At 41.0% G+C, this 16,408-nt stretch carries 12 protein-coding genes and 1 pseudogene; all 13 read right to left on the reverse strand.

The window, feature by feature from the left end; all coding sequences use genetic code 11:
- Positions 1-247 precede the first annotated feature (247 nt).
- Positions 248-877, reverse strand: coding sequence for an ATP-binding cassette domain-containing protein (locus FTV09_RS05170; RefSeq protein WP_067762028.1), 630 nt, complete (start codon positions 875-877; stop codon positions 248-250).
- A 2-nt stretch (positions 878-879) separates the two neighbouring features.
- Complete coding sequence (gene modB / locus FTV09_RS05175; protein ID WP_067762030.1) at positions 880-1,560, reverse strand: molybdate ABC transporter permease subunit; 681 nt, start codon at positions 1,558-1,560, stop codon at positions 880-882.
- Positions 1,561-1,572: 12 nt separating this feature from the next.
- Entirely contained in the window at positions 1,573-2,325 is a 753-nt protein-coding gene (gene modA / locus FTV09_RS05180; protein WP_180057156.1) for a molybdate ABC transporter substrate-binding protein, read from the reverse strand.
- 84 nt (positions 2,326-2,409) lie between these two features.
- Positions 2,410-3,702: a molybdopterin molybdotransferase MoeA gene (locus FTV09_RS05185; RefSeq protein ID WP_180057107.1), complete on the reverse strand. Its 1,293-nt coding sequence runs from the start codon at positions 3,700-3,702 to the stop codon at positions 2,410-2,412.
- A pseudogene (gene moaCB, locus FTV09_RS05190) lies at positions 3,699-4,621 on the reverse strand (bifunctional molybdenum cofactor biosynthesis protein MoaC/MoaB). Before moaCB ends, FTV09_RS05185 begins: the two are co-directional and overlap by 4 nt.
- Before the next feature lie 43 nt (positions 4,622-4,664).
- The gene (locus FTV09_RS05195; RefSeq protein ID WP_180057109.1) at positions 4,665-5,273 is read right to left on the reverse strand and encodes a molybdenum cofactor biosynthesis protein MoaE; all 609 of its coding nucleotides are present in this window, start codon (positions 5,271-5,273) and stop codon (positions 4,665-4,667) included.
- A 2-nt stretch (positions 5,274-5,275) separates the two neighbouring features.
- Positions 5,276-5,542 (reverse strand): MoaD/ThiS family protein, encoded by a 267-nt coding sequence (locus tag FTV09_RS05200; protein WP_067762039.1) that lies wholly within the window; start codon positions 5,540-5,542, stop codon positions 5,276-5,278.
- 2 nt (positions 5,543-5,544) lie between these two features.
- Positions 5,545-6,669 (reverse strand): GTP 3',8-cyclase MoaA, encoded by a 1,125-nt coding sequence (gene moaA, locus FTV09_RS05205; RefSeq protein ID WP_180057159.1) that lies wholly within the window; start codon positions 6,667-6,669, stop codon positions 5,545-5,547.
- Positions 6,670-6,855: 186 nt separating this feature from the next.
- Entirely contained in the window at positions 6,856-7,482 is a 627-nt protein-coding gene (locus FTV09_RS05210) for a molybdenum cofactor guanylyltransferase (RefSeq protein WP_067762041.1), read from the reverse strand.
- Positions 7,479-10,259, reverse strand: a complete 2,781-nt coding sequence (locus FTV09_RS05215; RefSeq protein WP_180057111.1) for a nitrate reductase — start codon at positions 10,257-10,259, stop codon at positions 7,479-7,481. The genes FTV09_RS05210 and FTV09_RS05215 overlap by 4 nt, the downstream gene beginning before the upstream one ends.
- 271 nt (positions 10,260-10,530) lie before the next feature.
- Positions 10,531-12,141 carry a nitrite reductase small subunit NirD gene (nirD, locus tag FTV09_RS05220; protein ID WP_067762045.1) on the reverse strand — a complete coding sequence of 537 codons (1,611 nt, stop codon included), beginning with the start codon at positions 12,139-12,141 and terminating at the stop codon, positions 10,531-10,533.
- Positions 12,142-12,161: 20 nt separating this feature from the next.
- A complete protein-coding gene (gene nirB / locus FTV09_RS05225; RefSeq protein WP_218949744.1) occupies positions 12,162-14,708 on the reverse strand; it encodes a nitrite reductase large subunit NirB in 2,547 nt (848 codons plus the stop codon).
- A 47-nt stretch (positions 14,709-14,755) separates the two neighbouring features.
- Positions 14,756-16,105: an MFS transporter gene (locus tag FTV09_RS05230; RefSeq protein WP_067762050.1), complete on the reverse strand. Its 1,350-nt coding sequence runs from the start codon at positions 16,103-16,105 to the stop codon at positions 14,756-14,758.
- Positions 16,106-16,408 lie beyond the last annotated feature (303 nt).

Raw genomic sequence — 16,408 nt, forward strand, 5'->3', positions numbered from 1 at the left:
AGATCCATGCACGTGTAGCAGTTCTTAACAGATTTACGGAATTAGGTCGACCACTTACCCAAGTTACGCCTTAAATTTGGCTCAATTAGGGGCGCTTTGCATTTCAAATCTTTGTGCAACAAAGCCAATACAATCTATAATATTCATGTAAATATTCAACCTATTTCACACAATTTTGTATTAATTTGATTTATTTTCGTTATTTTTTATACAAATGTATTTTATTAATAATGAGTTAATATTATTTTTATTTAAACTTATCAATATTAATTAATTGAGCATTTAATTTTACCAATTCTTCTTTTTGATGAGTAACATAGATGATTGGCATATGTAGTTCATGATTTACTTTATTAATAAACTGAATCACATTATTTTTTAGCTCAATATCTAAACCATTGAGTGGCTCATCTAACAACAATAACTCAGGTGAAGAAAATAACGCCCTTCCAATAGAAATTCTTTGTAGTTCCCCGCCAGATAATTGACTGGATTTTTTAGTTAATAATTTCTCAATATCTAAGACCTCAATAATCTGATCATATTCAAATTTTGTCTTATTTCTCTTTAAATACTTTAAAGGGTAAAGTAAATTTTGCTTAACATTTAAATGAGGAAATAATGTTGCTTGTTGAAAAACCAATGCAATTTTTCTTTTATGCATCGGTATAAAAATATTATTTTCTATATCCACAATTTTAGTATGATTTAATTCAATTAAACCTCTTGTTGGTTTATGAATCCCGACTATATTTTTTAAGAACGTAGATTTTCCTGCACCTGAGCGCCCCACGATACCGAGTACACCAGTTTCCATCTTAAAATCAACATTCAGACTGATAGATTCATTTTGATAATCAAATTTACATACAAGCAATATCAACCCACCATTTTATAATATTTTTGCATAATCCAATAATTTACAACCAATGCAGAGAAAGCCAAAACCAAAGACAATGTAACTAAGCGCATGGCCATTTGTTCACCATCAGGCTGCTGTAGCAAGGAATAAATTGCGATTGGAATGGTACGGGTTTCATTTGGAATGTTCCCGACAAACGTTATCGTTGCCCCAAACTCACCAAGACTTCGACTGAAACAGAGAATACTCCCAATCAAAATACCTGGCAGCGCTAAAGGTAAACTAATACTACAAAAGACTTTAAACGGGCTCGCACCCAGTGAGCCTGCTACTTGCTCTAATTGTTGATTAATCATTTGAAAGGATAAGCGGATTGGTTGCACCATTAATGGAAAAGCGACAATCATTGACGCCAATACTGCCCCTTTCCAGTTAAATGCGAATTGAACACCTATTTGATTAAAGTATTTCCCAATGAGACCCTGATTACCAAAAAGCACCAATAAGAGATATCCAAGCACCACAGGTGGCAACACCATTGGCAATTGAAGTAAGGCTTCAACTAAAAATTTGAATCGAAAATCATAGCGTGCTAATACCCACGCAAGCGCTATCGCGAAAGGAAGGCATATCATCACTGCAAAAGCACCAACTTTGGCCGATAGATAAAGCGCGTTTAACTCTTCAGGCGATAACATTGCAAGGCCTGTCTACAATTTAAATCCATATTGGAAAAACACTTGCTTGGCTTGCCCATTCGCTTTAATAAATTGGGCGAACTGAATTGCATCCTTGTTTTTTTGCCCTTGCATGGTTAATGCAATTGGATAAATGATTGGACTGTGCGAGTTTGCTGGAAATGCTCCCACCATTTTGACTTTTTTACTGATGAGTGCATCCGTTTTATAAACGATGCCTGCTTGGCATTCACCACGCTCAACAAAGGCCAATGCTGAGCGCACATCATCTGTTCCAACAATACGGCCGTTTAAACTGTTCAACCAATTTAGTTTGATGAGACTTTGCTTCGCATATTTACCAACTGGCACGGACTCCATTTGCCCTGTACACAAATGCCCTTGGAAGGATTGCGAAAAATTAAATTGCGGGACTGCCTTAAACTGCATTTTTGTATTGATTGGGCTAATCAAAACCAATTCATTTAATAAAAAAGGCTTTACTTGAGTCGGTTGTACTTTTTGCTTTTGCACCAAATATTTCATCCAGTCTTGATCAGCTGAAAAGAAAACATCGCTGCTTGCTCCAGCTTCAATTTGTTTCGCCAAAGCACCAGATGCACCAAATACAGGTATTATCTCAATCTTAGGATTTTGTTTTTGATACAATTTGATAATATCAGTAATAGCATTAGTCAGGCTGGCTGCTGCATAAATTTTGACTGTTTCCGCTTGGACTAAATTGGAAAAAATCACAGTCGCAAAGCTGAATAGAATTTTCTTCATCATGATTTTTCTCATTTTTTAAGGCTTATCTAACAACTATGCTTTTTCAATAAAAAATATATGGCACAGCTAGAAGTTAAAAACTTAAATAAATAGTCCTTGTAACTTTGTACCTACAACCATTTTCTCACCTGCGGGAACACGTACTAAACAATTCGCGTGCATTAAATTGCTCAACATGTGAGATTGCTGCTTGCTTAGGCTATTTAACAGTAATTGACCATCATTAAATTGAACAGTCATCCTAAGGAATCGCTCTCGCGTATCGGCTTTTAACTCATGCTGAATCGTGCCGCTAAACCATTCAGGAAGTTTTTTCTGACCTTGTAGGACTTTAACTAAAGTCGCTGTATAAATTTGCATACCTGCATAAACAGCAGCAGGATTACCCGGTAGCCCCAATAAATAACAATGACTGCCATCCTGACGTAGTAAATCTGCAAACAGCATTGGCTTCCCAGGCTTTTGTTTGACTTTCCAAAAGATCTGTTCAAACCCCAGTTTTAAAGTAACAGGGCGAACAAAGTCATAATCACCCACTGACACACCACCCGTGGTGAGAATAAGGTCATATTCATTTTTCAATCGATTCAACAATGCTGTTACGGCTTGCTCTGTATCTGCAACATGCATGATATCGACCTCTTGGCTTCGAGATTGAAACCACGCTTGAATCAACGGGGCATTGGCATCAAAAATTTTACCTGATGCTAAATCCTCTACATTTACTGAAACTTCATCTCCAGTAATCACCACGGCAATTTTTGGATATTTGAAAACCTCTATATTTTTCACACCGGCCATGCTCAATGCTGCAATTGCACCCACACTGAGTTTTTGACCTAAATCTGCTAACAATTGCCCACATGCGACTTCTTCCCCTACATCACGTATATCAGCGTGAGATTGAAGTGGTTCAGTGAGTACGATTTTCCTAGTTTCACCATTATCTAGTAGCTGCACAATTTCTTGACGTGCAACAGTGGAAGTATTGGCCGGAATTTTTGCGCCTGTAAAGATGCGAATGGCTTGCCCTTGTTGGAGTTGAATCTCTAAATTTTGTCCTGCTCGAATTTCTCCAATCAATTCAAATGAAGTGCCCATACCCAGTGTTGCTGGCGCGGCACAAATGGCATAACCGTCGACTGCACTTTGTGAAAATAAAGGTAAATTGATCTTTGAATAAACCGCTTTGGCAAGATAGCGATTTAAGGTTTGATCTAGTGTAAGTGTCTCTATGTCAAGACTCTGCGTATGATCAAGTAACATTTGTAATGCCTGATCCACTGAGATGAGTCCCTCTTCAGATCCGCAACCGCCATGCGATACAGTAAGGTTTTTTGTAGGTTTTAATTCTTTACTTAGTGCTTGATTCATTGATAGCCCCCTGCATGCGGAATATTTTTTTGCACGTCAAATAAATGAACTAATGCAGGTAAGACCGCAATCAAGGACTCTTTTGCACCTTGACGGCTGCCCGGTAAAGTCATGACTAAACTTGTATCAATATAGCCTGCTACTCCACGACTTAGCGCTGCATACGGCGTACGTTTTTGTCCGAAACTGCGGGATGCTTCCATTAGCCCCGGTATTTCACGTTGCAGTAAAGGCTGGATGGTCTCTACGGTTAAATCTTTTGGCCCAAGTCCTGTTCCACCTACGCTGAGAATCAAAGGATATTGATTTTTTTGCTGCTCAATTAAAGCCACTAATTGTTCTGGGCTGTCTGGAATGACTTGATAGTTAATATCGCTAAAATTGGCTTCTTGTAAGATTTCTAGGACATTCTGCCCTGCTGTATCTGGCTTTTTACCTGAAGCCACAGTGTCTGAAAGTACGATGACTGAAGCAGACAAGCTTTCTTTCAATACACGGGTAAAATGCGATTTCCCACCTTTTTTCTTTTCTAGTTAATCCCATCCAATAACAAATCTTCAGGTTCACAATGCGGTTTCAGCATGTCATATAAGGTCAATCCTGCAAGACTGACTGCTGTTAACGCTTCCATTTCAACCCCTGTCGGGCCAATGGTTTCCACCACTGCTGAAATTTCCACATACGCATCAAAAAGCTCGTATTCCACATCAGCACGATAAATCGGTAAGGGATGACAAAGAGGAATGAGTTCATCTGTGCGCTTTGCGCCTAAAATGCCGGCAATTCGAGCTGTTTTTAGCGCATCACCCTTTTCAGTATTGCCATTTCGCAACAGTTCAATGCAATGTGGGGGCGCATGCAATATACCTATTGCAATAGCTGTGCGGTAACTTTCTGCTTTCATGCCCACATTTTTCATGTTTTTTTCCTGTTTATTTGTGTATTGCTATTTTTTTGAGGCTTTACAGATGCCATTGATAGATATTGGCATTCTGCTGAATATTTTTTTGAACCAAATGATGATCATCACCGTGCGGATGTTCATGTGTATGTAAACAATGTGAATGTGATGATGGCGTTTTAGCTTCAGTAAGAACATGAAGTTGTGATAATTGATCTGAATGATTTTGTTGATCTTTACGAATACAACAGCCTTCTACAAATTGACTGCTGCCATCCATGTAAAATTCCTCTTTCCACACAGGCACTTCATGTTTGACCCGCTCTACAGCTTCTTCACATGCTTCAAAGGCCTCACGACGATGTGGGGCATAAGCCATAGCAATAATTGCGGTATCACCAATACCAAGTGCGCCAATACGGTGTACCACGCGCACATAAGACACACCATATTTAAGCTGAATGTCTCGTTCGATTTGCCGAATCATTTTTTCAGCCACTGGCGCATAAGCTGTATATTTCAGTGCTTTCACCGCGCGGCCTTCATGATGATTGCGCACTGTGCCAATAAAAATGCCAATACCACCACATTCAGGAAAAGATTGAATTCCATCAAATACAGCTTGTTGAAGTACAGTGTCCTGAATACGGTTAAAATTGTTCAGTTCCATCTTTAACCTCCTGCTACAGGTGATAACAGCACGATGACAGCGTCATGTTTTAAAATCGTATTTCGGCTAATGATGTCTTCACCCATTGCACAAGCACAGCGCTCTAACGAGCCATATGCATCTGGATAGGCACGAATCACATAATCTAAAACATCATCCACTGTAGATCCGACCGTGCATTGCAAACTTAGATCTTCAGGTAACTGACGCTGAATTGCGCCATAACTTTCAATTTTAATGTTGATCATCTGTATGAGTAATTCAGCCATTTTTAACCTCCAATCATGTGCATGCTGATCTTTCGTGCATAAGAGGGTTGCTTCGTATGTTCTTGTTTTAATGCTTTTTGAATCGCATCATAGCCTTGCGCTTTGTGCCAAATATAGTTGGCTAATTGATCTTGCAGCTCCAATTGCGCTTGCATTACATCTGATTGAGCTTGCCAAGCGTGTGCTAAGTCGATTGATTGTGTATATAGATGCTGTGTGAGGCCATTTTCTAGAAAAGCCTCAGTTAAATGCTGAATTTCAGACTTCAGTTTCAAACCGTTTTGTGCAAATAAGCAGTTAAAAAATTCACCCTGTGCATTCAATCTTAGACGGTCACAGGTTCCGCAAAATGAATTGCTAATCGTTGAAATAATACCGACAGATTTGCCATTTATATTGTAATTACGTGCTGGGTTCGAACCCTGTCCATAGTGTATGCGTACGGTAAATTCTTTTGATAATGCATTTAAAATTTCTTGCTCAGTCACCACAGCATCGGAAGACCATTTTTGATCACCATCGAGGGGCATAAACTCAATAAAACGGGGTTCAAATTGATTGTTATGTGCCCATTTCACTAAAGGAATAATTTGATCTTCATTTATGCCTTTCATCAATACCGTGTTGATCTTAATGCTCAGACCAGCTTGTGCTGCGGCTTCAATTCCTGCCAATACAGGGTTAATTTCTTTTTGTGTTAATACCTTAAATTGAGCTGCATCTAAACTGTCTAAACTGATATTTAGATCATCCAAACCTGCTTGCTTTAAACTTGCTGCATATTTCACTAAATAATGACCATTGCTGGTCATTGAAATGCGTTTTAACCCTATGCTTTTGAGCTGTTGTAACTGCGCTATAAAATGTACGACCCCATGACGCATTAAAGGTTCACCGCCAGTAATGCGGATTTGTTCTATCCCTTGCTGCACCATAAATTGGCAAAATACAAAAAGTTCGTCAAAACTTAATAACGCATGCTTTTTCATCCATTCAGGATGTTCAGGCATGCAATAGACACACTTAAAATTACAGCGATCCGTCACCGAAATACGGAGCTTGCGCTTTTGCCGTCCAAATTGATCTTGGAACACGCGGTGCTGATTTAGGTATGTCATGCTATTCATCATCATATCCATGACGTCGATTGCGCTGTTATTGCACAGCATAAAAATGACGCCCTATTTCCATGCTGAATAAATTGCAAAAAGTGTTCCAACTTTGGGCTTATGTAAAAAATGATTGAATCTAAAGACAAAAATTTCCTACTCACACTGATCAACAGCGTGAGATAGATTAAAAATCAGATTGAATTACAGAAAGTTCAGTTGTCGGTGCTGTTGCAGCTCATCAAAGGAATTAATGCTGTGAAAAAACAGTGCACGGTTTTTAAAACTTGCCACTTGCATGTGCATTTCAACAAAACAGTGCTTTAAACTGCGCTGATTTTGCTCAAGATGATGTTCTATGGTCGGCAGACTACTTCTTTTGAGCAAGCAAAATGGATACAAGGCTTTTCCATTAATCTCTACAACTGCCACTTCACATCTTGGATTACGCTGGATTGCCTGATGTAATCTGGAAATCACTTTGTTCGGAATGTAAGTCACATCACAAGGCACAAATAGCACATAGTCCGATTGCACATGTGACCATGCACTTTTCATTCCCATCAGTGGCCCATGAAAGCCCGCTTCATCGTCTTGGAAGTATTGAATCGATGGTATGATCCGTTCATAAATTGAATGATCACGATGACTATTAACCCAAACTTTTTCAGCGCGAGATTTGAGCTGCTGATGAATTTTGATGAGTTGAATTTCATTATCAAATTTTTGCAAAAGTTTATTGATGCCATTCATTCGGCGTGCTTGCCCACCCGCCAAAATCACCACATCCGTTTCTGCATAGGTTACAGGGATTCGCTGTTTTCTTGTCATTCTGCATACTCCGTTTGACACGCTTTAATTAAGCCGCGTATTTCAGGTAAACAAGACCCGCAATTTCCACCTGCTTTCAAGCAAGCAGTGACTTGTTTTTCATTGCTAATATTGTTCTCTTTAATGGTTTGAATGATTTTGTTTTTACCAACTTTAAAACAACTACAAACTAAAGGTCCATCATTATTACCCATTGACATCGCTTGTCCCGCCAACAATGCTTTGCGGTGCATTGCACTTAAACGTTCACGTTTAAATAGGCTTGCCACCCAGTCGCGATCAGGCAATAAATCTGTAGGTGCAATATATAAACTTGCAATAAGCACGCCATTTTTCAGCACCACACTGTGGGAGATTTGTGCCGATTGATCTTCTAAATTGAGCCATTCAAAATCTTCATCGGTAAATGGCAACAAATGTTTTAACTGTTCTGTGGTCGTGCTGAATTTTCGTCGATCTGCCAACTCGTAACGAATGGCTTTGGCTGTTTGAATTTTTGTCCACCACACCGTTTTTTGAATCGTGGGCTGAACAATGTGCTCAAATCCTTGACGCACATACAGCACACCTTGCCACTGGGTATAAAAGGGCTGAATTGTCACAGGCGTATGCTTAAATTCAGGTTCACCTGAAATCGCATCCACCACGGGGTTAACCACTTTGCCAATTCGGGCATCAGATGCAACTTGATCATTCCAATGAATCGGCGCGAAGATTTGCCCGCGACGAATATTGTCGCCAATCTGTGCGCGTAATACACATAATCCCCACTTCGAGCGCACCTCAATAAGTTCGCCATCTTTAATGCCATATTTAAGTGCATCATTAGGGTGCAGCTCACAATAAGGCTCTGCACGGTGCGTGGCTAAATTTGCAGATAATCCTGTGCGGCTCATGGTGTGCCATTGATCACGGATTCGGCCAGTATTCAAAATCAGCGGGTATTCTTGATCCGTTTGATTTACAGGATCTATGGCGCTAGTCGCAATAAATTTAGCTTTGCCATTGGCATGGCTAAATTCGCCTTGTTGAAATAATCTTGAGACATCAGCATCTACTTGATTTTTATCTATAACAGGCCACTGTATTGGCGCTAGTTCATCATATTCTTCAGCTGTTAAATGACTTAAACCTTGTAAGTTAAAATAGCGAAAATGACTGGTTTCATTCCGCTCTGCTAATGGTGCATTTTCATAGCTAGAAAGCTGACCATGTTCAATAAAAATCTCATGACTATTTATATAATTAAAGCCAGAAAAGCCCATTTTTTTTGCTACTTGTGCAATCGCCCACCAATCGGCTTTAGCCTCATCAGGCGCATCTAAAAATGCGCGTTGCCGTGAGATACGGCGTTCAGAGTTAGTGACCGTGCCGTCTTTCTCTCCCCAACCGAGCGCAGGTAACAATACATCTGCATATGCAGTGGTATCTGTATCTTGGCATATGTCTGATACCACCACCAATTCACATTGCTCTAAAGCCCGTTTGATTTGATCCGCATCTGGCATGCTGACCACAGGATTCGTCGCCATAATCCAAATGGCTTTAATCTTGCCGCTTTCCACTGCCTGAAATAGATCGACTGCTTTTAGCCCAACCGAATCTGCAATGTACGGGCTTTGCCAAAACTGCTGTACCAATTGACGATGACTTGGATTGTCCAAATCCATATGACTTGCCAGCATATTGGCCAGACCGCCAACTTCACGACCACCCATAGCATTTGGCTGACCTGTCATTGAAAATGGCGCAGCACCTAATTTGCCAATTTTTCCAGTCAGCAAATGACAATTAATAATACTGTTGGCTTTATCTACCCCACGCGAAGATTGATTCACCCCCATTGAAAATAGGCTCATGATTTTTTCAGTTTGAGCAAATTTTTCAAAAAATAACTGTAATTTTTCAACTGAAATACCTGTTCGCGTTGCTACAGATTCAATTTCAGATTCTGATGTGCTGCTCTCTAGAGCTTGCGCCAAACCATCGGTATAATTCTGAATAAATGCATGATCTGCATAGTTATTTTTAGAGAGATATTGCAGTAAGCCATTGAACAGCGCTACATCTTGCCCAGGTAAAATTGGCAAATGTAAATCTGCTGCTTCACAAGTACTGGTAAAACGCGGGTCAATAACCACAACAAATAAGTCGCGCTGCTCTTTGGCTTTCATAATGCGTTGATACAGCACAGGATGACACCAAGCAGTATTTGAACCCACCAGCACGACCATGTCTGTATGTTCAAAATCTTCATAGCTCGCTGGAACTAAGTCTTCCCCAAAAGCACGTTTATGTGCAGCCACTGCAGACGACATGCAAAGACGTGAATTGGTATCAATATTGGCTGTGCCCAAATAGCCTTTAACAAATTTATTCACCGCATAATAGTCTTCAGTCAGCAGCTGTCCTGACACATAGAATGCAATACTGTCACGGCCATAATCATCAATACATTGTTGAAATTTATCAGCTATGGTTGTAATTGCTGTATCCCAATTAGATTGTATGCGGTTCGCTTTTCGCCCAAGCATTGGATGCAGAACACGAGTTTCTAAGCCAAGTGTATCTGCCAAATTACTGCCTTTAATGCAAAGTTTTCCATAGTTTGAAGGATGATTTAAATCTCCCTCTACCGTAACTTTTTGCCCCAAAGCTGTTTGTGTTACTTTGGCCGTTACTCCACATCCAACACCGCAATATGGACATGTGGTTTGTGTAGTTTTTACATTTGCTGCGGTGGAGCTATGCAGTTCCACAAGAGGAATACTATTCATTTCTGCTTTGCTCCTTACATCCAATCTTAATAAATTGGGGGTTATGATCGATTTCAAAAACTGACTAAAAATCTAGGTTCAAGATGATAGTGGCTATCACGTGGTGGCATGGATGCCACCGTTGGGCGGGGGTACATGGATGTACCCCTCGCCCAACAAAGGATTTTTGTCACTTTTGATCCTTCAAAAGTGAGTCAATACCTATGCAAATAGAATTAACGTAAAATGAAAAATTGAGGTCGTGATTGTTATTCTTCCGATGAATAATGAATCAACCCGCTTTCTTTAAAGCAAAATCTTTACCAAACAATAATTTATTTCGAATAGAAGAAATTGAGCTTTGATCCGCAATCAGTTCGGCATACCATGCACCATCATCAGTATCGCCAAATAAAACCGCACCGATGACCTTATCTTTTTGAATAATAATGCGTTTATAAATCTGACGTTTTTCATCATTTAAAATGATGTCCTCAAAATCATCTAATGGTTCAAAGTTTCCAGCTGAAAACACATCACAACCACTCACCTTTAACTGTGTAGGCACCGTGGGTGCTTTGAAGGTCAGGCTGCCATGCTCAGCCAAGTGCGATGCACAAATGAAGGCTTGCCCCCAAAGCGGTTCAACCAAACCAAAAGTTTGATTTCGATGTTCAATGCATTCACCAACTGCATAAATACTTGGGTCATAAGTTTGCATGGTGTCATTAACCAACACGCCGCGGTTACAGCGTAGCCCCGCACTTTGCGCCAATGCCATATTCGGACGAATCCCCACAGCAAAGACCACTAAATCTGCATCCAATACTGTGCCATCTTTTAAATGCACAGATTTAACATGACCATCTTCTCCAATTAAGCTTTCGGTATTGGCTTCAGTAATAATACGGATGCCCTTTTGCTCAATCGATTTTTTTAGCATATGACTGGCTTTAGTATCCAATTGACGGTCCATAATTCGATCCATCAAATGCAATACCGTGACATTCATACCACGCTGTTTTAAGCCATAAGCCGCTTCTAATCCCAACAATCCACCACCAATTACGACTGCATTTTTCGCACGTTTAGCCATATCCAGCATTATGTTTACATCGTAAATATCCCGAAAACTCAGTACGCCTTTTAAATCAGCACCAGCGATTGGCGGTACAAAAGGCGTCGAACCAGTGGCTAATATTAAACGGTCATAATCCACCACAATGCCGGTTTCGGTATAAACCTGTTTGCGAGGACGGTCGATGCGCACCGCGCGATCACCAGCAATAAAATGAATGCCTTTGTCTGCATACCACGCAGGTGGATGCAGCATAATATCTTCAATGGTTTTATCACCAGAAAGCACTGGAGACAGCATGATACGGTTGTAATTGCCCCAAGGCTCTTCACCAATCACGGTAATCTCATAACGTTCGGGTGCCATATCCAGCAGATCTTCTAAGCAGCGCATACCTGCCAACCCATTACCAATCAGCACCAGCTTCATTTTTTCCTGTGCTAATCCATTGTTGGTGATATAGGTTTTTTGCGCCGTTGGGCTAACAAAAACTTTGCCCTGTTCAATCTTGCTTGGAAACACCAGCAGTTTTTGCTCTTTGTCTTCCAAGCAGCGCCCTGTAGCGAGACTAAAATGCTGTTTATAAATTGGCGACGCTACCACACGCTCACCCTGTAAATCCCCCACAATACCGCGCGACATCACAAAGGCTTTGCTGAATGGATCTTGATTGCTGAGCGCATAGACGCGTTTTTCTGAACCGACACGGAAAATAGCAATTTGCTGATTTTCAATGAGTGCTCCAACACCTGTATTAGGCGTAATATCTTCTAATGCGCAGATTTCAACCCAGTCCAGTTCATTCATTTCTTTTAAAATTGTCATGTTCATTATCCTTATTCTATTTACGCTTCTACCACTGGAATACGGCTACCATCACGTTCTGCCTCATTTTTAGGGCGAATTTGACCGCGGACCGAAGCAAATTGAATATGCGGATCATTTTGCTGTTCAGCTTTGGCATTCACAAAAGTGACAAAGCGTTTGCGCACTTCAGGGTCTTCCACCGCAGTACGCCATTCATCTTGATAAGTTCCGACAACATGGCTCATGCGACGTTCTAATTCAGCCGCGACACCTAAAGAATCATGCACAACAACATCTTTTAAATAATCTAAACCTCCTTCCATATTGTCGCGCCACACAGAAGTCCGTTGTAAACGATCCGCAGTTTGGATGTAGAACATAAAGAACCGGTCGATATATTTGATTAAAGTTTGTGTGTCTAAATCAGATGCTAAAAGCTCTGCATGACGTGGTTTCATACCGCCGTTGCCACATACATAGAGGTTCCAGCCTTTTTCTGTGGCAATCACGCCCACATCTTTACTTTGTGCTTCTGCACATTCACGAGTACAGCCAGACACTGCCATTTTAAGTTTGTGTGGAGATCGCAGTCCTTTGTAACGATTTTCTAGGAAGATGGCTAAACCCACAGAATCATCTACACCATAGCGGCACCATGTACTGCCAACGCATGATTTCACTGTTCTTAATGACTTACCGTAGGCATGCCCAGATTCAAAGCCAGCTGCAATTAACTTTTCCCAAATTTCAGGCAATTGATGCACTTGCGCACCAAACATGTCTACACGCTGACCACCCGTTAATTTAGTGTACAGGCCATATTCTTTCGCAATCTGACCCACTGCAATTAAACCATCTGGGGTGACTTCACCACCTGCCATACGTGGTACAACTGAGTATGAACCGTCTTTTTGAATATTGCCCAAATAGTAGTCATTACTGTCTTGCAGGCCTGCATGGCTTGGCTTCAGCACAAAATCATTCCAACAAGAAGCTAAAATATTAGCTGCCGTTGGTTTACAGATATCACAACCCAATCCATGACCATGATGCTGAATCAAATCATCAAAAGTTTTAATTTCATTGACGCGAACCAAGTGATACAGCTCTTGGCGTGAATACGCAAAATGCTCACACAGATGGTTATTGACTGTAACTCCTTGACGCTGCAATTCCGATTTTAGAACTTGAGTCACCAGCGGCGCGCATCCTCCACAAGCCGTTGCGGCTTTAGTACATTTCTTTAATGCGCCGAGTGATGTTGAACCGCCTGCAATCGCTTCGCAAATATCTGCCTTAGACACGTTATTGCATGAACAAATGGTGGCGCTGTCAGGCAACAGATCAACACCACTACCACCTGCTTTTGCAGAAGATTGCTCAAAACCTGGCATGATTAAACTTTCAGGATTTTCTGGAATAGCCAATCCATTCAGCATCATTTGCAGTAAATCGTTATATTCTTTGGCGCAGCCCACCAGCACAGCGCCAAGCAGTTGAGTTTTTGCGGCATCCACTACAATCTTTTTATACACCTGCGCTGCTTCATCCGCATAAAAATAGCTGAGCGAATTTGGCGTCATCGCATGTGCATCACCTACCGATGCCACATCTACCCCCATCAGTTTGAGTTTGGTGCTCATATCTGCACCTGCAAACTCAGTACAGCTTTGTTCCATCACATGTTTGGCTGCAATGCGTGCCATGTCATAACCCGGTGCCACCAAGCCATAAATTTTATTTTGCCAAAGTGCACATTCACCAATGGCATAAATATCTGGGTTCGAGGTTTGGCAGTAATCATTAATAGTAATACCGCCACGTTCACCAATACTTAAACCACTTTGACGCGCTAACTCATCACGTGGACGGATACCCGCTGAGAACAAAATAATGTCGGTTTCTAACTCTGAACCATCACCAAACTTCATCACATGCTTAGCATTTGCGCCATCTTCAATACAAGACGTAGCTTTTTGCGTATGAACTTTCACCCCTAGATTTTCGATTTTTGAACGTAAAACTTTACCGCCCAAATCATCAATCTGTACTGCCATTAAACGTGGAGCAAACTCTACCACATGCGTTTCTAGGTTTAAGTCGCGTAAGGCTTTGGCAGCTTCTAAACCAAGTAATCCACCGCCAATCACTACACCTGATTTAGCATTTAAACTTGCAGCACGAATCGCATCTAAATCCTCAATCGTACGGTACACAAAGCAATTTTTACGGTCATTACCCGGAATAGGCGGCACAAACGCATAAGAACCTGTAGCAAGAATTAGCTTATCATAAGCAAGAACATCACCATGATTGGTCGTAACCGTTTTATTCACTTGATCAATTTCGACTGCTTTAGTGCTTAGACGTAAATCAATGCCATAAGCATCTGCAAAATCACTGCGGCACAAGGTTAAATCCTTTGCCGATTTACCGCTGAAATATTCAGTTAAATGTACACGGTCATAGGCTAAACGAGGTTCTTCCGCCAAAATAGTGATTTCAACCTCATCGCCTGCATGTTCTAAAACTGATTCGATAAATTTATGGCCGACCATGCCATGACCAATCATGATAATTTTCATATTCTTTCTCCAAATTCTGTGCTTATGTAGGCTGATTCTTTAGGGTTTTAGTTTTGTGCTTCAGCTAAGCTGCGTTCATGTACGGCTTGTTCAAATAAACGCTGTTCTTTTTCTTTGTGCTCGACAGAAAAGCGAATCATCAGTACGCAACTTGCTGCAATTACCACCAGGCCACCCAGCACCATTAAAGTCGTTTGAATATCCAACATACCTTTGAGTAAGAAACCTGCTGCCACTGCACCCACATTACCGCCCGCACCAATAATGCCTGCCACACCACCTAAGGCATCACGATCAATAAATGGCACCAAAGCATAAGTTGCACCACACGCCATATGGGTAAATAAGGCAAATACCGTCATCGCAAGGATGGCTAAAATTGGCGTGTGCATTTGTGAGAAAAGAATAAGGAACAGCCCTTCAAGCAGAATCATCGCAAACAACACTTTGGTACGGCCATCCAGTCCTTTTTTAGTTGCAACTTTATCTGAAACAATGCCGCCAAGCGCACGAGCAAATAGCGCCAACAAGCCAAAGATCCCTGCAGCCATGCCTGCTTCTTTTAAGCCAAATTGGAAATTGTCGACGTAGTAAAGTGCAATGATGTTATGAATGAAGATTTCAATACCAAAACATGCAGCATAAGCACCAAATAAAATCCATACACGGTAATTACGTGCTGCGTGCATTAATATCGCTACACCGCCTTTCTTATCTGAACCAACAGCAATGCCTTGCGCACGTAGCTCTTTAAAATCACCTTGCGGGCAATCTTGTGTAAATTTCCAATATAAAGCGCCAACAATCAGCATCATTACACCTGGAACAATCAGCGCAATTCGCCAGCCCATCGCTTGCTCAACACCAAACATCACCAAAGCGCCTAGCATTAATGGCATTAGGGCTTGAGTCGCGCCGCCGCCTGCATTACCCCATCCCGCAGTTGCAGCATTTGCTGTTCCAACTACATTTGGTGCAAACATAATGCTGGTGTGATATTGCGTAATCACAAAGCTTGCGCCAATCGCGCCAATGAGGAGACGAAAGAATAAGAAGGATTCATAACTATTGGCTGAAGCCACTCCAAACACTGGAATACTGCCAATAATCAACAAAGCCGTATAGGTTTTGCGTGGGCCGTATTTATCACATAAAGGCCCAACAATTAGACGGACTAAAATCGTGATAGCGACCGCAGCAATATTAATATTGGCGATTTGGTCTTTGGTCAGATGGAATTCACCTGCAATGACTGGCATTAAGGGGGCGCAGGCAAACCAAGCGAAAAAGCAAACAAAGAATGCGAGCCAACTCATGTGGAAGGCCCGCATTGCTGCTGAAGTAAAGTTAAATAGATTTATTTTTGTCGCTTTTTTAGCATTTAAATTTGAAGACATAACCATCTCCTGACTGAACTGAACGCATTGGGTACTCTGCTATGTCGCTAACACATTGCAGAGTCGATCAGAACGGACGTCGTTGGCCGTCTTACAAATTTTTAGAGTCTTCTTTGACTCAGTGTTTAATAAGCATATCTCGTGCCAAATTTAATAAATAGCAAATATATAAGGTAATTTGCTTATTCAATAATCTATCAAATTAAATTTATTCGACTGTAAAGATCAGATTCAATTCTGTCCCTTCATTCAGCCGCTCATTTATGTGCAGAATAAAGATGGCATGCACCACGACAGTGCAAA

Source organism: Acinetobacter sp. YH12227 (assembly GCF_013417785.1).
GTDB lineage: Bacteria > Pseudomonadota > Gammaproteobacteria > Pseudomonadales > Moraxellaceae > Acinetobacter > Acinetobacter gandensis.